General features: G+C 62.9%; 18 protein-coding genes and 1 pseudogene. 6 read left to right on the top strand and 13 right to left on the bottom strand.

Annotated features, from left to right (window positions below; translation table 11 throughout):
- Position 1 precedes the first annotated feature (1 nt).
- On the top strand, positions 2-1300 hold the full coding sequence (gene waaA, locus BUQ81_RS01715) for a lipid IV(A) 3-deoxy-D-manno-octulosonic acid transferase (RefSeq protein ID WP_084188181.1): 1299 nt from the start codon (positions 2-4) through the stop codon (positions 1298-1300).
- Here the strand turns inward: waaA and BUQ81_RS01710 are convergent.
- The 7 genes from BUQ81_RS01710 to rlmKL all read right to left on the bottom strand — a co-directional run bounded on the left by BUQ81_RS01710 (position 1276) and on the right by rlmKL (position 11418).
- Positions 1276-2529: a glycerate kinase type-2 family protein gene (locus BUQ81_RS01710; RefSeq protein WP_159432248.1), complete on the bottom strand. Its 1254-nt coding sequence runs from the start codon at positions 2527-2529 to the stop codon at positions 1276-1278. The genes waaA and BUQ81_RS01710 overlap by 25 nt on opposite strands.
- Positions 2510-3808, bottom strand: coding sequence for a UDP-glucose dehydrogenase family protein (locus BUQ81_RS01705; RefSeq protein ID WP_074200662.1), 1299 nt, complete (start codon positions 3806-3808; stop codon positions 2510-2512). The genes BUQ81_RS01710 and BUQ81_RS01705 overlap by 20 nt, the downstream gene beginning before the upstream one ends.
- Positions 3805-5442 (bottom strand): glucose-6-phosphate isomerase, encoded by a 1638-nt coding sequence (gene pgi, locus BUQ81_RS01700; protein WP_074200661.1) that lies wholly within the window; start codon positions 5440-5442, stop codon positions 3805-3807. Before pgi ends, BUQ81_RS01705 begins: the two co-directional genes overlap by 4 nt.
- Complete coding sequence (gene galU / locus BUQ81_RS01695; protein WP_074200660.1) at positions 5439-6323, bottom strand: UTP--glucose-1-phosphate uridylyltransferase GalU; 885 nt, start codon at positions 6321-6323, stop codon at positions 5439-5441. Before galU ends, pgi begins: the two co-directional genes overlap by 4 nt.
- Positions 6324-6375: 52 nt before the next feature.
- Complete coding sequence (gene hemN, locus BUQ81_RS01690) at positions 6376-7764, bottom strand: oxygen-independent coproporphyrinogen III oxidase (RefSeq protein WP_074200659.1); 1389 nt, start codon at positions 7762-7764, stop codon at positions 6376-6378.
- Positions 7739-9130 (bottom strand): GGDEF domain-containing protein, encoded by a 1392-nt coding sequence (locus BUQ81_RS01685; protein WP_074200658.1) that lies wholly within the window; start codon positions 9128-9130, stop codon positions 7739-7741. The genes hemN and BUQ81_RS01685 overlap by 26 nt, the downstream gene beginning before the upstream one ends.
- Positions 9131-9210: 80 nt before the next feature.
- A complete protein-coding gene (gene rlmKL / locus BUQ81_RS01680) occupies positions 9211-11418 on the bottom strand; it encodes a bifunctional 23S rRNA (guanine(2069)-N(7))-methyltransferase RlmK/23S rRNA (guanine(2445)-N(2))-methyltransferase RlmL (protein ID WP_074200657.1) in 2208 nt (735 codons plus the stop codon).
- 18 nt (positions 11419-11436) lie between these two features.
- Between rlmKL and BUQ81_RS01675 the strand changes: the two genes are divergently transcribed.
- Positions 11437-12675 (top strand): lytic murein transglycosylase, encoded by a 1239-nt coding sequence (locus tag BUQ81_RS01675; RefSeq protein WP_084188180.1) that lies wholly within the window; start codon positions 11437-11439, stop codon positions 12673-12675.
- On the top strand, positions 12662-12841 hold the full coding sequence (locus tag BUQ81_RS08590; protein WP_143598435.1) for a hypothetical protein: 180 nt from the start codon (positions 12662-12664) through the stop codon (positions 12839-12841). The genes BUQ81_RS01675 and BUQ81_RS08590 overlap by 14 nt, the downstream gene beginning before the upstream one ends.
- Here the strand turns inward: BUQ81_RS08590 and rlmH are convergent.
- The 6 genes from rlmH to tpx form a co-directional block, all read right to left on the bottom strand.
- The gene (rlmH, locus tag BUQ81_RS01670; protein WP_074200655.1) at positions 12813-13283 is read right to left on the bottom strand and encodes a 23S rRNA (pseudouridine(1915)-N(3))-methyltransferase RlmH; all 471 of its coding nucleotides are present in this window, start codon (positions 13281-13283) and stop codon (positions 12813-12815) included. The two genes, BUQ81_RS08590 and rlmH, sit on opposite strands and share 29 nt — an antisense overlap.
- Positions 13284-13625: a ribosome silencing factor gene (rsfS, locus tag BUQ81_RS01665; RefSeq protein WP_074200654.1), complete on the bottom strand. Its 342-nt coding sequence runs from the start codon at positions 13623-13625 to the stop codon at positions 13284-13286.
- Positions 13615-14271 carry a nicotinate-nucleotide adenylyltransferase gene (gene nadD / locus BUQ81_RS01660; protein WP_074200653.1) on the bottom strand — a complete coding sequence of 219 codons (657 nt, stop codon included), beginning with the start codon at positions 14269-14271 and terminating at the stop codon, positions 13615-13617. Before nadD ends, rsfS begins: the two co-directional genes overlap by 11 nt.
- The gene (gene parE, locus BUQ81_RS01655) at positions 14272-16161 is read right to left on the bottom strand and encodes a DNA topoisomerase IV subunit B (RefSeq protein ID WP_074200652.1); all 1890 of its coding nucleotides are present in this window, start codon (positions 16159-16161) and stop codon (positions 14272-14274) included.
- On the bottom strand, positions 16154-17389 hold the full coding sequence (locus tag BUQ81_RS01650; RefSeq protein WP_074200651.1) for a cation:proton antiporter: 1236 nt from the start codon (positions 17387-17389) through the stop codon (positions 16154-16156). The genes parE and BUQ81_RS01650 overlap by 8 nt, the downstream gene beginning before the upstream one ends.
- 75 nt (positions 17390-17464) lie before the next feature.
- Positions 17465-17962 (bottom strand): thiol peroxidase, encoded by a 498-nt coding sequence (gene tpx, locus BUQ81_RS01645; RefSeq protein ID WP_074200650.1) that lies wholly within the window; start codon positions 17960-17962, stop codon positions 17465-17467.
- A gap of 78 nt (positions 17963-18040) precedes the next feature.
- Here tpx and pdxH point away from each other — a divergent pair, with 78 nt between their 5' ends.
- The 3 genes and pseudogenes from pdxH to BUQ81_RS08835 all read left to right on the top strand — a co-directional run.
- A complete protein-coding gene (pdxH, locus tag BUQ81_RS01640) occupies positions 18041-18682 on the top strand; it encodes a pyridoxamine 5'-phosphate oxidase (RefSeq protein WP_074200649.1) in 642 nt (213 codons plus the stop codon).
- Entirely contained in the window at positions 18683-19408 is a 726-nt protein-coding gene (gene ung / locus BUQ81_RS01635; protein WP_074200648.1) for a uracil-DNA glycosylase, read from the top strand.
- A gap of 242 nt (positions 19409-19650) precedes the next feature.
- A pseudogene (locus tag BUQ81_RS08835) lies at positions 19651-20038 on the top strand (transposase); the annotation flags it as partial.
- Between the last annotated feature and the right edge of the window lie 137 nt (positions 20039-20175).

Raw genomic sequence — 20175 nt, 5'->3', positions numbered from 1 at the left:
CATGCTGACCCGCCCCCTCTACAATCTGGGGCTTGGTCTGCTCGCTCCCCTGTTCGCCCTGGCGGGCTGGCGCCGCTGCCGCAAGGCACGTGCACTGGGGCTGAATCTGGACCGCTGCCTTGCCAGCCGCTGGGGACATGTGCCCGACGACTGGCAAAAGGGCGGCATCTGGCTGCATGCCGTGTCAGTCGGCGAAAGCCGCTCCATCTTTCCGTTGCTGAAGGCGCTGCACCAGCGCCACCCCGCGCTGCCTCTCACTGTCACCAACGGCTCGGTGCAGGGGGCGCTGCAGGTGCGCCGCTTTGCACCGGTGCCGGTGCACAACACGCTGATTCCCTACGATTATCCCGGGGCGGTGGCGCGCTTTCTCGATCAGCTCCAGCCGCGCCTGGTGGTGATTGTGGAAACCGAGCTGTGGCCCAACCTCTACCACGCCTGCCGTCAGCGCGGCATTCCGCTGGTAGTCATCAATGCCCGCATCAAGCAGCGTTCGTTTGAGCGCTACCGCCGCTGGGGGCAGCCGCTGGTGGGGGAAACCCTGCGCGCGGCCCGCGCAATTGCCGCGCAATTTCCCGTGGATGCCGAGCGGCTCATCGCCCTCGGTGCCGATCCCGCCGCCGTGTACACACTGGGTAACCTGAAATTTGACCTCAGCATCCCGGAAGACCTGTCGCAACGGGCGCAGGCGTTTCGCCACCGCAACGGCCTGCAGGATCGCTTTGTATGGGTGGCCGGCTCCACCCATGCCGGCGAGGAAGAGCAGATCCTGGCTGCACACCGTCAGCTGCTGCAACAGCATCCCGATGCTCTGCTTATTCTGGTACCGCGCCACGCCGACCGCTTTGAAAGCGTGTGGGACCTGCTGGAGAAGAACGGCTGGATGGCGCAAAAACGCAGCAGCGAGCAGCCGCTGCAGGCGCACACTCAAGTGCTGCTCGGCGATACGGTGGGGGAACTGCTGCTGTGGTATGCCATGGCGGATGCGGCCTTCGTGGGCGGCAGTCTGGTGCCCTTTGGCGGCCACAATCCCATCGAACCGGCAGCGCTGGGTACGCCCGTGCTGTCCGGCCCGCATGTGATGAATCTGCAGGCGCTGTACGATGCATTCACGGCCTGTCAGGGCGTGCACTTTGTTGCCGACAGCACCACGCTCGCCGCAACGCTGCAGCAGCTGGCGGACAACCCTGCCCTGCGCCAGCAATGGGGCCAGCGAGCGCACGCCTGCTACCGCGAGCAGGCCGGCGTACTCGAACGGGTGATGGCTCTGCTGGAACCCTATCTCGCAGCGGGCGAAAAGTAGAATAGATCCATCACATTGGTTCCGGTGGGACCGGTATCGATGGTCTGCCCCAGCGCCGCCAGTACACGCCCGCTGTCCGCCTGCGCCAACGCACCGGCCGGATCCAGGCCCGCCTGTTCAGCCCGTGCCCAGGTCTTGCCATCCACCCACGCACCCGCATGAGGCGTGGGCCCATCGTTACCGTCCGTGCCTAAGGCAATAAAGACTGACTCCGTGCCCGCAATGGCCTGGGCCATGCGCAGGGCCAGATGCTGCGCCCGCCCGCCACGCCCTGGCTGATCCGGCAGGCGCACGGTGGGCTCGCCGCCGGCGATTACGGGCTGTGGAACAGCCAGCAGCCGTTGCGCCACACGCTCCACATCACCGATCAAAGGCGTATCCAGCACAACGGCTTCGCCGTTCATTTCGGCAGCTGCCGCTTCACGGGCACGGCGATTATCGGCCACGCAATAGAGCGGAATGGCTGATGGCTTCGGCGCTTCAATAAGGGGCATATCACAAAAGGGGCGCGGCAACTGTTGCCAAGTTTCCGGTGCAGGCGCTGGCAGCGGAGACAGTGGGCCCGAGCCCACCAGCATGAAATCGTCGCTGGGAATGTCGCTGATCACAAGGGCTGTTATCGGGCGCCGGCCCAGTGCGCGTGCCAGCCCGCCGCCCTTGATGCGGGAAAACTGCGCCCGCACGCGATTCATCTGCTCGATGGGCCAGCCGCTGCCGAGCAGCCAGTCGTTGAGTGCCCGCCACTGCGTCAGCGTCACGGGATCATGCAGTGCTTCCACAACGGCCGAGGCACCGCCGGAGAGCAGCACCAGCACCGGTTGCTGTGGCGGCAGGGCAGCACACCATTCAAGCAGGGCCGCCCCTGCCGCGAGGCTGTCCACATCCGGCAGAGGATGCCCACCTTCGTGGCATTGCACCTGGGAAAAGCGCTGCCCCATGGCAGCCGGAAAGTCCGCAGACAGATGCCCATGCCTGGTGACCACAAACAGGCTGGAAAACGGGGGGTCCCCGACTTTTTCAAAACCGATTTTTTCCGCGGCCCGCACTGCGCCGCGCACCATGGCCTCGGCAGCCTTGCCAAGGGCGATGACGGCCGCTTTCTCAGGTAACAGCCCTCTGTGGCGGCTCAAAAGGGCGTCTTCCACCGCGCGGTCGCCGCGCACCGCCTCCACACCCGCCAGCAGCGCCTGCAGCGGCGCACGGACGGGGTCAGGCAGGCTGTCTGCCACGTCCCACCCCATAGTAGGTAAACCCGAAATCCTCCACCAGCGCGGGTTCGTAGATATTGCGCCCGTCAAAGATGACCGGTTCGCGCAGAATTGTCATCATGCGTTCAAAGTCCGGATTCCAGTAGGGCTTCCACTCGGTGAGCAGCATCAGCCCGCTGCTGTCGGTCAACGCCGTGTAAGGATCCTCGCAGGCGGTGACCTGCCCTTCCCCCGCCTCCACGGCAAAGTGTTGCATGTAGTTCTCCACTGCGGCCGGGTCGTGCACCCGCACCCGTGCGCCCTGCGCCAGCAGCGCCCGAGTCAGGGGGATCGAGGCGGCATTGATTACACTATCCGTACCCGGCTTGTAGCTGAGCCCCCACAGGGTAAAGGTGCGCCCGGCCAGCTGCATGTCATAGTGCTGCCATGCCTTGCGGAACAGCACCTCCTTCTGGCTGGCATTGATCGCCAGCACTGCCGACAGCAGTCCAGCCGGCACCTGTCGTACGCGCATGGTCTCGGCCAGATTGGCCACATCCTGGGCAAAGTGCGGCCCGCCAAAGCCAACACCCGGATAGAGAAAGTCGTAGCCAATGCGCGGGTCCGATCCCAGGCCCTGGCGCACCTGCTCCACATCCACACCAAAATGTTCAGCTAGCTGCGCCATTTCATTGATAAAGCTCACCCGCGTGGCCAGCATGGCGTTGGTGGCGAATTTGGTCATCTCCGCCGCCTCGGGCGCCATCACCTGCATCACATCGCGGTTGCGGTTGAAGGGGCGATAGAGATTACGCAGCAGGCCAATAACCTCTGCATCTTCACCGCCGACGAGAATGCGCGGCGGACGGGTAAAGTCCAGCAGCATGCGCCCGGGGGTCATGAAGTCCGGCTCCATGGCCCAGTGACAGGGTCGGCCCGCTAGGACAATCTGCTGCGCCAGCTGACGGGTGCTGCCAATGGGAAAGGTGGTGCGGTTGATCAGATAGATGCGGTCATGGGGGCTCTGCGCCAGCGCCTGCGCCACCTGATGAGCCGCCTGCAGCTCATCCGCGGCCATGAGCAGAAAGTGCACCCCACTCCACAGGATGGCGGCCTTCAGATCCGCACTGACATGCAGACGTCCACCGTCCAGCTGCGTGGTCAGCAGGCGTGCCAGATTGGGCTCCACCGCTGCCTGCTTCTGCAGTCGCGCCGCATCCACCGGCCGCAGCGGACGCAGCCACACGTCGTTGCCGCTTTCCGCCAGCGCTGCCGCTACCGTAAGCGCCGCCAGCGTTTCGCCATGAATGACCAGTTTCATGCGTCTGCCTCCCGTTGGCGAATATGCTCAACCAGTGCGGCGGTGACCGCATCCTGCGGCACCTTGTCGGCGCTTTCCAGCACATTGAGCAGTTCCCGGGCGATACGCTTGCCCAGCTCCACCCCCCACTGATCAAAGGGATTGATGCCCAGCAGCATCGCCTGAGCATACACCTTGTGCTCATAGAGGGCGATAAGCATGCCCAACGTATGGGGGGTGAGCGCATCGAACAGAAGCAGGTTGCCGGGGCGGTTGCCGGGATAACGGCGGTGCGGATCCTTGCTGTCGGCGCCCTTGGCCAGCGCCTCGATCTGCGCGAGGCAGTTGGCCAGATTGAGGCGCTGATGATGCAGGGCGCGGGTCTTCTCCTCCACTGGCACGTCGCTGCGCCCCCGCACGGTAGCAATGAACTCGCACATCACCGCCTCGGTGCCTTGGTGCAGCAGCTGATAGAAAGCGTGCTGCGCATTGGGACCGGTATCGCCCCACACCACCGGACCACTGTGCACCGGCAGGGGCTGTCCGTCCAGCGTCACCGACTTGCCCAGCGACTCCATCTCCAGCTGCTCCAGATAGCGCGGCAGCAATGCCAGTCGGCCATCATAGGGCAGCACCGCCCTGGCGTGCAGACCAAGGAAATTGTGGTTCCACACTTCCAGCAGCGCCATCAGAACGGGCAGATTCTCCGCCACCGCCGCCGTGCGCACATGACCATCCACCGCCGCCGCGCCGGCAAGCAGCTCATTGAAGCCATCCATGCCCAGCCAGAGGGCGACGCTGAAACCGATCGCCGACCACAGGGAATAGCGCCCGCCAACCCACTCCCAGAAGCGCAGCTGATGCTCCGGCGCAATGCCCCAGCCGCTCATGGCCGCCGGGTTGGCGGAAATGCCGATAAAGTGCTGGCGCAGAATGGCCGCTTCGTCGAAGCGGCCGTCCACATGGCGCAACAGCCACTCCCGCGCTGTATTGGCGTTGGTAAGGGTATCGATGGTGGTAAAGGTCTTGGACGCCACCACAAACAGGGTGGTGGCCGGGTTGAGCCGATCCTTCAGCAGCGCCAGCAGTTCACGCCCGTCCAGATTGGAGACAAAGTGCAGGCGCAGGTTACAGTCCGGATGGCGAAACTCCTCCAGCGCCTGCACCGCCATCTGTGGCCCCAGATCGGACCCGCCTACGCCCAGATTGACCACATCGGTCATGGGGAAGCCGCTGTAGCCGCGCCACTGGCCTGCGTGGAGACGCGCCACCAGCTCGGCCATTTTCGCCTGCTCGCGGCGAATGGCCGGAATGACATCTTCCCCTTCTACATAAACAGGCGCATCATCCTGCTGGCGCAGCGCCGTATGCAGCGCCGGACGATTTTCGCTCACATTGACCGGCTCGCCGCAGAAAAGAGGCGCGAAATGGTGCAGCAGCTGCGCCGCCTCACCCAACGCCACCAGCGCATCCAGTGCCGCCTGATCAATGCGCTGGCGGGAAAAGTCCCACAACAGCGGCCCCAGCGTGCGGCGAAAGCGCTGCGCACGCTGGGGATCGTCAGCCAGCAGCTGGCGCAGATGGACGGCGCGCAAGCGCTCTGCGTGTGCAGCAACCACCTGCCAGGCCGGCGTCCCCACCGCGCCAACGTTCATGATACGCCCGCCTCCACCAGTGCACGGAAGCCCTCGCCAAGGTCGGGATGACGCAGCCCATAAGCCAGCGTGGCGCGCAGATAGCCCAGCTTGTCGCCGCAGTCGTAGGACTGCCCGGCCATGTGAAACGCCTCCACCGCTTCATGGGCCAGCAGCGCATCCAGCGCGTCGGTGAGCTGAATCTCGCCGCCCGCACCGGGCTCTGTCTGCGCCAGCAGCTCGAACACACGCGGTGTAAGCACATAGCGCCCCACCACGGCAAGATTTGAGGGTGCCTGCTCGGGAGCCGGCTTTTCCACCAGGGAGCGAATGGGCGCCGCCTCGCTTGCCCGCAGCGGCGCCCCGCCCAGATCCACCACGCCATACTTGTTCACTTCGCCCGGCGGCACCGGTTCCACCAGAATCTGACTGGCGCCGCTCATCTCAAAGCGGGCGATCATGTCGGCCAGATCGCTGCCGCTTTCACGATAGAGCAGCACATCCGGCAGCATGACCACAAACGGCTCGTTGCCCACCACGGGTGCAGCGCACAGCACCGCATGCCCCAGCCCCAGCGCTTCAGGCTGGCGCACCGCGGCAAAGTGCATACCGGCCGGTGCCGTCTGCCGCGCCACCGCCAACAGCGCGGTCTTGCCGCGACGCGCCAATTCTGCTTCCAGCTCGTAGTGCTTGTCGAAGTGATCCTCGATGGCGCGCTTGCTGCTGTGGGTGACAAACACGATGCGCTCGATGCCGGCAGCGGCCGCCTCCTCCACCACATACTGAATCAGCGGCTTGTCCACCAGGGTGATCATCTCCTTGGGAATCGCCTTGGTGGCGGGCAGAAAGCGTGTACCCAGCCCTGCGACGGGCAAAACGGCGGTTTTCACAGCTGTGGACATGACCGTTCAGCTCCTCAAAAAATCGAATTCGAAAAAAGTCGGGGACCCCCCGTCAGATCACCCTGGAATAGCGCGCCGGCTTGCGCGGCTGCTTGAGATAAGCGTCGAACACCATGGCGATATTGCGGATCAGCAGGCGCCCACGCGGCAGCACTTCCAACCCCTGTTCATGCAGGGTGAGCAGACCGTCTGCCGCCATATCCTGCAGGCGCGTCAGCTCGTCGGCAAAGTATTCGTGAAAGTCGATGCCCCACTGCGCCTGCAGCGCCGGGAAATCCAGCACGAAGTTGCTCATCAGCTTCATGATCACATCGCGGCGCAGCTCGTCATCCTCGGTAAGCATTACGCCGCGGAAGATGGCCAGCTCGTGCGCATCGATGCGGGCGTAGTAGTCGGGCAGCGCCTTAAGGTTCTGCGCATAGGTGTTGTCGATCAGCGAAATGGAGGTGGCGCCCATGGCCACCAGATCGCACTCGGCGTGGGTGGAATAGCCCTGAAAGTTGCGATACAGCGTGCCGGCGCGCTGCGCTACCGCCAGCTCGTCGTCCGGCTTGGCGAAGTGATCCATGCCGATATAGACATAGCCCGCCTGCGTGAGCCGCTCAATGGTGGCGGCGAGGATGTCCAGTTTTTGCTGCGGCGTGGGCATAGTGGCCGGATCCATGCGCTTCTGCGTGGGGAACAGCTCGGGCAGGTGGGCGTAGTTGAACACGCTGAAGCGCTCCGGTGCCACATCAAGCAGCTTCTCCAGCGTCTCCATAAAGCTGTCCCGCGTCTGATACGGGAGGCCGTAGATCAGATCCACATTGATGGACTTGAAGCCATTGTCCCGCGCCGCGTGCAGCACGGTGAAGGTCTCTTCCTCACTCTGAATGCGGTTGACCGCCTTCTGCACCTGCGGATTGAAGTCCTGCACGCCCAGACTCATGCGGTTGAACCCCAGCTGGCGCAGCAGCGCCACCGTCTCCGCCGTGGCTTCGCGCGGGTCGATCTCGATGGAATACTCGCCGCTGTCGTCCTCCAGCAGATTGAAGTGCTGGCGCGTCTTGTCCATCAGCGCGCGCATCTCATCGTGGCTGATAAAGGTGGGCGTGCCGCCGCCCCAGTGCAGCTGCGCCACCACGCGCTCTCGGTCGAACAGTTCCCCCTGCAGCTCGATCTCGCGAAACAGCCGCTGCATATAGGGCGTGGTCTTGCTGCGCTCGCGCGTCCACACCTTGTTGCAGGCGCAGTAGAAACAGACCGTATCGCAGAAGGGGATATGGAAATAGAGCGACAGATCGCGACCATCCGCATTGGAGCGCTCGGCCGCCGCACGGTAGTCGGCGGGGCCGAATTCCTCCGTGAACTGCACCGCCGTCGGGTAGGAGGTGTAGCGCGGGCCGGCGGTGTTGTATTTTTCGATCAGTGCCGGATCAAACTCGATGGACTGTGTCTTCACGCAGGTATCCCTTTTCGTTCACAATGCCAAACCACGCCTGATTGCGGCCGTTCTCCTTGGCGCGGTAGAGCAGCTGGTCCACCGCATCGAAAAGCCGCCCTTCCGGCGGCAGTTCCGCAAAATCCGGCGGAATCAGCAGGCTGCCCAGACTGAAGGTAATGGGCCACGGCAAAGCCAGGCGCTTCTGCAGTTCGCTCGGATCATACCGGCTCAACAGGCGCTGCGCAAATGCCTCCGCCCCCCTGGCATCTTCGTGCAGCGTGAGCAGGACGAACTCCTCTCCACCCCAGCGATAAAGACGATCCTCCTTGCGTAGCAATGGCTGCAACATCTCCACCAATCCCTTAAGCACCTGGTCTCCCACCGCGTGCCCCAGCGTATCGTTGACGCGCTTGAACAGGTCGATATCCAGCAGGTGCACCGCCACGTACAGATTATGTCGCTTGCCGAGGCGCAGGAGCTTGACCGCATCCAGCTCGAAGCTGCGCCGATTGGGCAGATCGGTCAGGGGATCCAGCGTAGCGGCCGTAACAAAGTGGCTGTCGATGACCTTGAGCAGCTCCTGCCCGATCGCTTCCGACGCGGCTTCCATGGCCCACAGGTGGGTCAGCAGCCCCTCCACGTCTCCCGTGCGGGCATACTCGACGATCTGAGCGGCAATGTCATGTACCTGGCGATGGGCCGCATCAAATGCTTCCCGCTCGCTTTCCGGAATGAACGACCACCCACCCTGCTGCAACCAGCGCCCCAGGCGGCACTTGGCAGGGTCCAGCTCCGACTGGCCTGTCTCCTTCTCCCCCAGTGCATAGCGAAAGGCACGGATCTTCCACGCCTGATGATCGGTAAAGGCGTTCAGCAATACCTCCGGTGCCGGGCGGTCAATCAGGGCATACAGCCGGCGAATACGTGCCACTTCGTACTCGGCCCGTTCCTGAAAGCGCGCCACAAGCGCTTCCAGCTGATAGGTAATGGCGAGAATGGACTGCACCAGATCCACCAGATGACAGAGAATTTGCGCCAGCCGGCGATTATCCTGAGCCTCGGCGAAATCGATAAACGCTTCGCGCACGCGACTGAGCAGCAGATGATCCTGATATTCGGGCACGCCGCGGCGCTCCAGCTCGACAATGCGCTGATAAATTTCAGCAAAGGCAATTTCGGCACCCGAGGCAATCAGGTAAGGAAACAGCGAATCATCCAGGAGAGACAGCACCCGCCCATCGATAGCCTCTTCCCTCGCCCAGGCGATGATCGCAGCACGCTGCTCGGTCCAGGCCGCCCGCCACTGCGGATACACGGCTCGCAGAAGCTCGGCTTCCCTTTCGCCAAAGCCCAGCGCGTGTTTAATGTGAAGAATATCGAACATGTGGCAGCTGTTTTGTAGCCATTTTTTGTTCTACTTTAACACCGATAACCGCAGGGACAAAACCTCGCACCGCCGGACAATTATTCCGGTTGCAGACGCCACACACGGTGAATGCGTGCATTGCGCTCGAAATCCGGCGGCAGGGTTTCGCGGGTAATCTCCTGCACTTGCCAATGCTGCACCAGCGCGGTCTCATCCAGCTTAAACCCGCGCAGATTGGTGGAAAAGATGAGCGTGCCGGAGGGCTTGAGCAGGGCCCGCGCCTGCTCGATCAGGCGCACATGATCCCGCTGAATGTCCAGTGTTCCCTCCATGCGCTTGGAAGTGGAAAAGCTGGGCGGATCGAGAAACACCACATCGAAGCGGCCCTGCTCGGAACGCGGCGGCCTTTGCAGCCAGCGCAGCACGTCGGCGCGCTCAAGGCGGTGCGCATCCGCATCCAACCCATTCAGATCCAGATTCATGCGCGCCCACTCCAGATAGGTGCGCGACATGTCCACGCTCAGCGTCTCCCGCGCGCCGGCCACCGCCGCCTCCACCGAGGCACTGGCGGTGTAGCAGAACAAATTCAGCAACCGCTTGCCTGCGCTCAACTTCGCCACCTCGCGCCGCACCCAGCGATGATCCAGAAACAGGCCCGTGTCCAGATAATCGACAAAATTGACCCACAGGCGCGCGCCGTTTTCCAACACCTGGTGAAAGTCGCGCGTGGCCGCCAGCTTTTCATACTGCTGCCTGCCCTTTTGCCGCTGGCGCACCTTGTACACTACCTTATCCGCCGGCACATCCAGCACGCCCGGCAGTGCGGCCAGCGCCTCGAAGCGATGCTGGCGCACCTTGCGCTCGTCCACCGAACGGGGCGGCGCATACTCGTACACCACCACCCAGCGGCCGTCATCCAGCGTGTCGTACACATCCACCGCCAGCGCATACTCCGGCATGTCGGCATCATAGACGCGAAACGCCTGCACACCTTCCTGCTTCAGCCAGCGGCGCAGCCGCTTCAGATTCTTGCGAACCCGGTTGGCAAACGCCTGCGCGCCGGGACTGTGCGCCAGTTGCGGATAGCGTTCCGCCACTGCCCGCGCCAGCCACAGACCGGTCTCGAGCGGCGGGTGGCGGAAATGTTCGGGGTCAATGGCATAACGGTACAGTTGGCACTCCAGCGCACCATTGCGAAAGGCATGACTGCGCAACGGCCGCAGGCCAACCTGCTTCACGGCATCTGCATTACAGGTAAACAGCGCCGCCTGCCATCTGACAAAGTGCTGCCTGAGAGTATCGCCCAGCGCCCGATACAACTCGCCCACCGACGCCTTTTCCGCCAGCCGCTCGCCATAGGGGGGGTTGCACACCACAAGCCCCTGCCGGGCAGACGGGCGCGCGTCGCGCACATCGCCCTGCTGCAGCAAGACCTTGTCCCGCAGACCGGCCTGCGCCACGCAGTGTTTCGCCGCCTTGAGGCTGCGCGGGTCGATATCGCGCCCCACGATGGGCAGATCCAATTGCGCCAGCCCCTGCTCGGCCCGGGTGCGTGCATCCGCCACCAGCCGTTGCCACAAGGCTTTATCGTGCTGGCGCCACAGCGTCAGACTCATGTCCGCCGCACGATCCAGCAGTGGTGCGCGATCCGCCGCCAGCCACGCACCTTCGATGAGAAAGGTAGCGCTGCCACACATGGGGTCCAGCAGCGCACCGCCCGCTTCAGCAACGCGTGGCCACCCTGCGCGCAGCAGCACCGCTGCGGCCACATTTTCCTTGAGTGGGGCGGCAATGCGCGCCCCGGCCCGATAACCGCGCTGATGCATGCCAAACCCCACCAGATCCAGATAAAGCACCGCCTGATTCCTGTGCAGATGCGCGTGCAGGGCCAGATGGGGGCTGTCGGTGCTGACGCTGGGGCGCGGCAGGCCGCGGTCGCGAAAGCAGTCCACCAGCGCATCCTTGATTTTCAGCGCGCCGAAATGGGTATGACGGATGGTGGACGAGGTGCCGGTAAAGCTCACCGCAAAGGGGGTGTCCGGCGCGAGATGCTCGCTCCAGTCCACCGAACGCGCCAGCGCATAGAGATCCTCGCCGTCGTGCACCTCGCCTGCGGCCAGTTGCAGATAGACACGGTTGGCCGTACGCGACCACAGCGCTGCACCATAGCCCACGGCCGGAGCGCCACTGAAGGCCACACCACCGCCGTGCAGACGGGTGCTGGTCGCACCAAGACTTTTCAGCTCATCGCGCAGCAATTCCAGAGCACCGGCGGGGGCTGTGGCAAAATAACGGGCATCAACCATAAACGACGATCTACCTCAATGAAAACATGGATATTCCGGCTCGCCATTGTAATGCTTTTGCCGGCCCTGCACGCCCACGCCGCCGAACGCCCGCTGGATGAAAAGGCGTTCCACGCCTGGATCGAACAGACGATCGTGCCCAAGGCGCGCGCCGCCGGCATCAAGCCGAAAACCCTGCGCTTTCTCAAGCAGGTCAAGCTGCGCCCGCAAATCGTGCAGAAGGATCGCAACCAATCCGAATTCGTGCTGACTTTCTGGCAGTACTATCAGCGCACAGTCACCCCGGCGCGTATCAAAAAAGGACAGGAACTTTACAAGAAATATCGCCCCCTGCTGGACGAGGTCACGCGGAAGACGGGCGTCCCCGGCCGTTTCCTCATCGCCTTCTGGGGCATGGAGACCAACTACGGCAGCTTCACCGGCAACACGCCCATACTGGATGCGCTGGCCACCCTCGCCTACGAGGGCCGCCGCGAGAAGTTCTTCACCCGCGAACTGATTGCAGCCCTGAAAATCCTGCAAAAATATGACTTCAAGCCCGCCGAAATGACCGGCTCATGGGCCGGTGCGGTGGGTCAGGTGCAGTTCATGCCCTCAAATGTGCTGCGCTACGGGCAGGATGGCAATAGGGACGGCAAGGTGGATCTGTGGCACAACATGCACGATGCCTTCCTCTCAGCCGGCTACTTCCTCAACCATCTGGGCTGGCACGCGAAAGAGACTTGGGGTCGTGAGGTGCGCCTGCCGAAAGACTTCGACTACGCCCTGGCGAACGGCATTCAGCGTCGCAGCCTGAAGGAGTGGGCCCGGCTCGGTGTGCGCCGGGGCGACGGCGCCCCCTTGCCCAGGGCGGACATCATGGCCGCCGTGTATGTGCCGGAAGGCAAGCATGGTCCTGCCTTCCTGCTCTATCCCAATTTCTACGTCATCAAGAAGTGGAACCGCTCCTACTACTATGCGGTCGCCGTGGGTCGCCTGGCGGACCGAATCGCCGGGCTGCCGCCACTGCATGCGAAGCCGCCCAAAGAAGTGAAGGCCATGCCGCGGGCACGTCTGAAAGGGATTCAGCAGACCCTCAAGGACGCCGGCTATCCGGTGGGCAAGGTGGATGGAATGTTTGGCGGCAAGTCCCGGGCCGCATTGCGCCAGTGGCAGAAGAAGCACGGCATGAGCAGCGACGGCTATCCGTCCGAAGCGGTATGGAAAGCCATGCAGTCGCAATCATCTGCAGGAGAAAAGGCCCATGCCACGCCCTAAGCAGCCCTCCATTCAGCGCTGCCGCAAGTCACTGCGGCCGTGCACTAATGCAGCGTGGCCCTTCTGGAAGGCGCAGGCACGCCTGTCGCGCATCGGCCTGCGTCTCGCCGGGCTACGTAGCCGCCTAAAACGGCCTGTCAACTGCGATGATAGGGATGGTGGTTGAGCACGCTCCAGGCGCGATAGAGCTGCTCGGCAACAATAATGCGCACCAGCGGGTGGGGAAAGGTCAGTTTTGACAGCGACCAGGTCCAGCGCGCCTTCTGCAAGAGCGCGCCATCCAGCCCATCGGGGCCGCCCACCAGCAGCGCCACATCCTGCCCGCCTTCGAGCCACTGCTCCAGCTTGCGCGACAGCCCCACGGTGGACACTTCCTGTCCGTATTCATCCAACGCGATAACCAGCGCGCCCTTGGGGATCGTCTTTTCGATCAGCGCCGCTTCCTTGCGCTTGAGCTGATCCACCGACTGGTTCTTGCTGCGCTGCGGCATGGGCAGCTCGATGAGGTTGAGCGCGCAGCAGTCCGGCAGGCGCTTGGCATACTCGGCAAAGCCGGTTTCCACCCAGTCGGGCATTTTCTGTCCAATGGTGATCAGATGGATGTTCATTCAGTCTCTTCCCGCAGGGGGGGCCACGGACCAGAGCTTTTCCAGCGCGTAGTGGGCACGCGCCCGCTCGGTCATGATGTGCACCACCACATCGCCCAGATCCACCAGCACCCATTCGGGGTCCTGCGGCGCTTCCACGCCCAGTGGCGGTGCACCCGCCGCCTTGGCGTCCTTCACGACGGCATTGCCCAGCGCCTTAACATGAGTCGTGGAGGTGCCGGTGGCGATCACCATATAGTCGGCAAAATCGCAGCGGTCGTGCACGTCGAGCGTCTGCAGGTCACGGCCCTTGCCGTCCTCCAGCGCATGAATCACCAGATCTTTCAGCTGTTCAGCCTGCATGGGTCTCCTTGCGATACAGTTGATGGGTGTCGATATACTCTACCACGGTCTCGGGCGTGAGATAGCGGACGGAACGCCCGGCGGCCAGACGGGCGCGGATAGCCGTGGCACTGATGTCCAGCTGCGTCACCGGCAGAAAGCCGATTTTGCCGGCCGGCGCATCGAAATGCAAAGGGGGGTCCCCGACTTTTTCAAAGTGCCAGTTTTGCCGGTACAGCGCAAGGGCGTCCGGCAGACGGTTTTCCGCCCCAGGACGCCGGGTGACGACGATATTGGCCAGTTTGAGGATGTCCTGCCAGCGGTGCCAGCGGGTAAAGGCGGCGATGGCGTCCGCGCCCATCATCAGCACCAGCTCGGCGGTGGGAAAATCACGTTTCACACTTTCCAGCGTCTCCACCATATAGCTGGGGCCGCCACGGTCGATTTCACGCCGGTCCAGCACAAAGCGCGGCTGCGGTGCTATGGCAAGCTCCACCATGCGCACCCGATGACTGGCGGCCACCGACGGCGTACCGCGGTGCACGGGCTGACAGGCGGGAATGAAGCGCATCTCGTCCAGCGCGAGGGATTCCAGCACCTCCAGCGCCGGGCGCAGATGGCCGAAATGAATGGGGTCGAAGGTGCCGCCGTTGACGCCGATGCGCATTTACGGCACCACCTCCGCCAGATCCCCCTTCTGCTCCAGCCAGGCACGGCGGTCGGCGGCGCGCTTTTTCGCCAGCAGCATGTCCAGCACTGCCTCGGCCTGCCCTTCTTCCAGCGTGAGCTGTACCAGTCGGCGCGTCTCCGGCGCCATGGTGGTTTCGCGCAGCTGCTTCGGGTTCATCTCGCCCAGGCCCTTGAAGCGGGTCACCTGCACCTTGCCGGGCAGTTTCTCCGCCGCGATGCGATCGAGAATACCCTGCTTTTCCGCCTCGTCCAGCGCATAGAACACCTGCTTGCCTACATCGATACGGTACAGCGGCGGCATGGCCACATAAATGTGGCCGTTGGCCACCAGCGCCGGGAAGTGGCGCACGAACAGCGCCACCAGCAGGGTGGCGATATGGGCGCCGTCGGAGTCGGCGTCGGCGAGAATGCAGATCTTGCCGTAGCGCAGCCCGGACAGGTCGTCGCTGCCGGGGTCCACGCCGATGGCCACGGCGATGTCGTGAATCTCCTGCGAGGCGAGCACCTGCTCCGGCGGCACTTCCCACGCATTCAAAATCTTGCCGCGCAGGGGCATGATCGCCTGGGTGGTCTTGTCGCGCGCCTGCTTGGCGGAGCCACCGGCGGAATCCCCTTCCACCAGAAACAGTTCGGTCAGCGCCAGATCGGTTTCAGTGCAGTCGGCCAGCTTGCCCGGCAGGGCGGGGCCCGAAGTCACCTTCTTGCGCGCCACCTGCCTGGCCTTGCGATTGCGCGCCTGCGCATTGCCGATGGCCAGTTCGGCGATGGCGGTGCCCTCCTCCACATTGGCGTGCAGCCACAGGCTCAGCGCGTCCTTGACTACGCCGGAGATGAACGGCACGCACTCCCGCGACGACAGGCGCTCCTTGGTCTGCCCGGCAAACTGCGGATCCAGCATCTTGGCGGAGAGCACATAGCTCACCTGCGCGAACACATCATCGCCCACCAGCTTGACCCCACGCGGCAGCAGAGCGTGCACATCGCAAAATTCCCGCACCGCTTCCAGCAAGCCCTGACGCAAGGCATTCACATGGGTGCCGCCCTGGGGCGTGGGAATCAAGTTGACATAGCTTTCCTGCAGCGGCGGTTCGCCTTCGCTGACCCACGCCAGCGCCCAGCTCACCGCTTCGGAGTCGCCGCTGGCCTCGCCGGTAAAGGCGTTTTCCGGCAGGTGGGGACGCTCGCCCAGCGCCGCCAGCAGATAGTCGCGCAGGCCGTCCTCGTAATACCATTCCACCTGCTCACCGCTCACCTCATCGATAAAGCGCACCCGCAGGCCCGGACACAGCACCGCCTTGGCGCGCAGCAAGTGTTTCAGGCGCTGGATATTGAACTTGGGTGTATCGAAGAACTGCGGGTCGGGCCAGAAGCGCACCCAGGTGCCCGTGGAGCGCTTGCGCTGGGTCTTGCCCACCTCGTGCAGCGGCTCCGCCACTTCGCCGTTTTCAAAGGCGATGCGCCAGATGGCGCCATCGCGCCTGATCTCCACCTCCAGCCGCCTGCTCAGTGCATTGACCACCGACACGCCCACGCCATGCAGCCCGCCACTGAAGCTGTAGGCCTTGTTGGAAAACTTGCCACCCGCATGCAGCTTGGTGAGGATCACCTCCACACCGGGCACGCCCTCTTCGGGGTGAATGTCCACCGGCATGCCGCGGCCGTTGTCGCGCACGCTCAGGCTGCCGTCGGCATGATGGATTACCTCGATCTCGTCGGCAAAGCCGGCCAGCGCCTCGTCCACGCTGTTGTCGATCACCTCCTGCGCCAGATGGTTGGGGCGCGTGGTGTCGGTGTACATGCCGGGGCGCTTGCGCACCGGCTCGAGACCGGTCAGTACTTCAATTTCTGCAGCGGTATATTCACTCATCGCGTTCTCTCAAGGATGGTGTGGACGATTCCTGTTCGGAACCGGTCATGCGCTTCAGCCACAGGGGCGGTAGCAGGGTGCTCAGGATAACCACAAAGATCATCACCGCATAGATGTCCTGGGTGAACAGCTTCGCCGTGCGGCCCAGTTCGGCGAAAATCAGCCCCACTTCGCCGCGCGGCACCATGGCGACACCAATGCGCCAGCGTTCCCTCGCCTCCATGCGCGGCAGAATCAGGCCCGCTGCCACCTTGCTGGCCACCGCAACCAGCAGCAGCACGCCACCCAGCGCCCAGAAAGCGGGGCTGTTCCAGTGCACCACGGTCAGATCCACCGCCAGTCCCACGCTGACGAAAAAGATGGGGGTGAACAGGTGGATCAACGGTTGCATCTGCTGATTGACCGCTTCGGTAAAGCGCTCGTCGGTCTGAATGAACGCAGCAAACGGCACGATAAAGCGCCGCGACAGCGCCACGCCGGCGGCAAAGGCGCCCAGAATTTCCGGTGCACCGAACAAATGCGCCACCCAGGCGAAAAACAGTACCAGCGCGATGATAAAGGTGGGCACGAAGCCGGGCAACCCCCGGTAGCGCAGTTCATAGGTGCGCAGAAAATGGGACATGACCGACGCCAGCAGCGGCGCCACCGCCAGAAACAGCGCCAGCATGCCCAGCGTGCGCAGGGTGTGCGACCAGCTCACCTGACCGGTGAGGGCGAAATCAGCCAGCAGCACCAGCAGCACCACGCCCACGATATCATCCAGCACAGCGGCGCCCACCACCACCTGGGCAGCCGTGGTGTGGGTCAGCTTCAGGTCGCGCAGCACCCGCAGCGTGATGCCGATGCTGGTGGCAGTGAGGGTGCCGCCGATAAACAGCGATGTCAGTAGCGGCAGATCGAACCCGTAACGGCTCACCGCGAAACCGCCCGCAAACGGCAGCACGACACCCGTCAGCGCCACGGTCACCGCGTTGAAGGTGTGCGCCTTGAGCTTTTCCACATCCACCTCGAGGCCGATTTCAAACAGCAGCAGAATGATGCCGATCTCGGCCAGCAGGCGAATCATGTCGTTCATATGGACCCATCCCAGCAGACTGGGGCCCAGCATGAGTCCGGCAGTCACCTCGCCCAGCACGGGCGGGATGCCCATACGCGCGAAAAGCTCGGCGAAAATGCGCGCGCTGACGAGAATCAGAAACAGCTGCAGCAGAAAGGCATGGGCTTCCATTCAAGCATCCTTGAGAATACAAACCAATAAAAAGCCCTTCACGACGAAGGGCTCCATCACTGGGGTGGCGAGGCGCTACAGCACGGCAAGCGCGGCGTCGTAGTCCGGCTCCTGCGCGATCTCGGGCACCAGCTGTGCATGGCGCACAATATTGTCTTCGTCCAGCACCACCACCGCCCGGGTACACAGACCGCGAAGCGGCCCGCTGGCGATGCACACGCCGTAGTCGCGCGCGAACTGACGCTCGTGCATCAGCGACAGGAACGTGATGTTGCGAATGCCGTGGGTTTCGGCGAAGCGCTGCTGCGCAAAGGGCAGGTCCGCCGACACGACCAGCGTGGCCAGATTGTCGATACTACCCACGCGCTCGTCGAATACCTGTATGGATTTGGCGCACACGCTGGTATCCAGACTGGGCACGATATTGAGCAGCTTGCGCTTGCCGGCGAAGTCCGCCAGGGTCACATCCCCCAGATCCAGTGTCGTCAGGCTGAAATCCGGCGCATGGTCGCCCACCCGCGGAAAGGAACCGGACAGCTCCACCGGTTCACTCTTGAATGTTACCTTGTGCATGCCAGACCCTCCTCTGTTGTCGCTTGTGTCCATTGAACCACAGCTTTAGAATGCCGGTAAATCCCGTGGAATTCAACCATGCCCAATCGAGACCTGCACGATCAGCGCCGCGACTACGAAGGCCCCGCCTTGCTGCGGGAAGACCTGCATGCCGACCCCATCTATCAGTTCAGCGAGTGGATGGAAGAAGCCGAGCTGAGCGGCATCCTCGACCCCACCGCCATGACCCTTGCCACGGCGGACACCCTGGGCCGTCCCCATGCCCGCATCGTGCTGCTCAAGCAGTTCGGACCGGAAGGCTTTGTGTTCTATACCCATGGCCTGAGCGACAAAGGCCGCGAGCTGGCGCTCAACCCGCATGCCGCGTTGCTGTTTTACTGGGACCGGCTCGACCGGCAGGTACGCATCGAAGGACGCGTGGAAACCCTGCCGCGCGAAACGGTGTGTGCCTACTTCCACCAGCGCCCCCGCGACAGTCAGCTCTCCGCGCTGATTTCCGACCAGAGTCAGCCGGTGGCGAGCCGTGAAGCGCTGGAAAACCGCCTCGCCGCTGCCGATGCGGCCTATCCCGATGACGTGCCCTGCCCCAGAGACTGGCAGAGCTATCGCGTGATACCGGAACGGTTCGAGTTCTGGCAGGGTCGCCCCAACCGCCTGCACGACCGCTTTGTATACCAACGCAAGGGCGGGCACTGGCAGATCGAACGGCTGGCACCGTAAATGACAAGACTTGTACCCCTGGCGTGGCAAGTGAACGAACACCCGCAACAACGCCCCATCAAGCTGCATCCCAGCTGGCTCAAGGTGGTGGGCGACGAGTTCCACAAGCCTTACATGCAGCAGCTGCGCACCTTTCTGATAGGTGAGATGCAGGCGGGCAAGGTCATACTGCCCGAGCCCAAGCTCTGGTTCAACGCCCTCAACTCCACGCCTTTTGATCAGGTAAAAGTGGTGATTCTTGGACAAGATCCCTACCCCACACCCGGGCACGCCCACGGCCTGTGCTTTTCCGTGCTGCCACAGGTGAAACCGCTGCCCAAGTCCTTGCAGAACATTTTTAAGGAGTTGAAGGACGACACCGGCATCGATCACTTTGCCAACGGTTGCCTGCAGGGTTGGGCGCAACAGGGCGTGCTGCTGCTCAATGCCGTGCTGACGGTGGAAGCCGGCAAGCCCAACAGCCACCAGGGCAAGGGATGGGAGACCTTCACCGATGCCGTGGTACACGCCATCAGCCAGAAACGGGAAAACATGGTCTTTCTGCTCTGGGGGGCCTATGCGCAGAAAAAGGGCCGCATTATCGACCCGCGCCGCCACCACATTCTCAAGGCACCGCACCCCTCGCCCCTGTCAGCCCACCGCGGCTTTTTCGGCTGCCGTCACTTCTCCAAGACCAATATCTATTTGACGCAGCAGGGCCTTGAGCCTATCGACTGGTCACAATAGAACACGCTTCGTGGCGGTTATGTCCCTATAGTGCTGTAAATTGAATTGGCCACCGTGGCCTCCTCACCGTAGGATTGATGTTGCAAAGCATTAACCAACCGAGAGGAGAAAACACGATGGCCGAGTACAAGTATTACGGTAAACGACACCCTGTTGTCCAATCTGCTCACAGGTGACAGACAGGGACTGGGAGAACTGGTGGAGAGCGTACTCAATCAAGTGCTTGAAGCACAGGCCGAAGAATCAAGGGGTGCGAAAAGCAGCGGGTTGTGACCAAGGCGGCCCTGCTGGTCTCGGGCATTAATGCCGAAGGCTATCGCGAGGTGCTCGGCATCCGCATGGGCGACAGCGAATCGGAAAGCTTCTGGCGTGACCTGTTCAACGGGCTCAGGCAACGGGGTCTTGAGGGTGTGGCCTTCGTCGTCTCGGAAAGTGCGCAGACGGGAACGGGTCATCCGCATCTTTCCCAACGAGGCATCGGCCGAACGGCTCATTGGGGCACTGCTGGCCGAGATACATGAGGATTGGCAGGACAGGCGATACCTGGACATGAGCGAGTTTAACGAATGGTGGGAAGCGCAACAGGCTTGCGAGCGAAAGACGGATAAGGTGGTCGGTATCGATCACTGAGCCCGGAGCAATGTCAAACCTGCGCAAGGGAATTTACAGCAGATTTGGGACTTGACCCCGGCATCAACCATGCACCCAGCAACAGAAAAAGAGACAAAGCGATTTTGATGATCATGGTTTTCGTTTAAACAGAAAAG

Origin of the sequence: Sulfurivirga caldicuralii (assembly GCF_900141795.1) — a bacterium.
In the GTDB taxonomy this organism is placed as follows: Bacteria; Pseudomonadota; Gammaproteobacteria; order Thiomicrospirales; family Thiomicrospiraceae; genus Sulfurivirga; species Sulfurivirga caldicuralii.
Note: the sequence above shows the minus strand (reverse complement) of the source record. Positions and strands in the feature narration are given on the sequence as shown.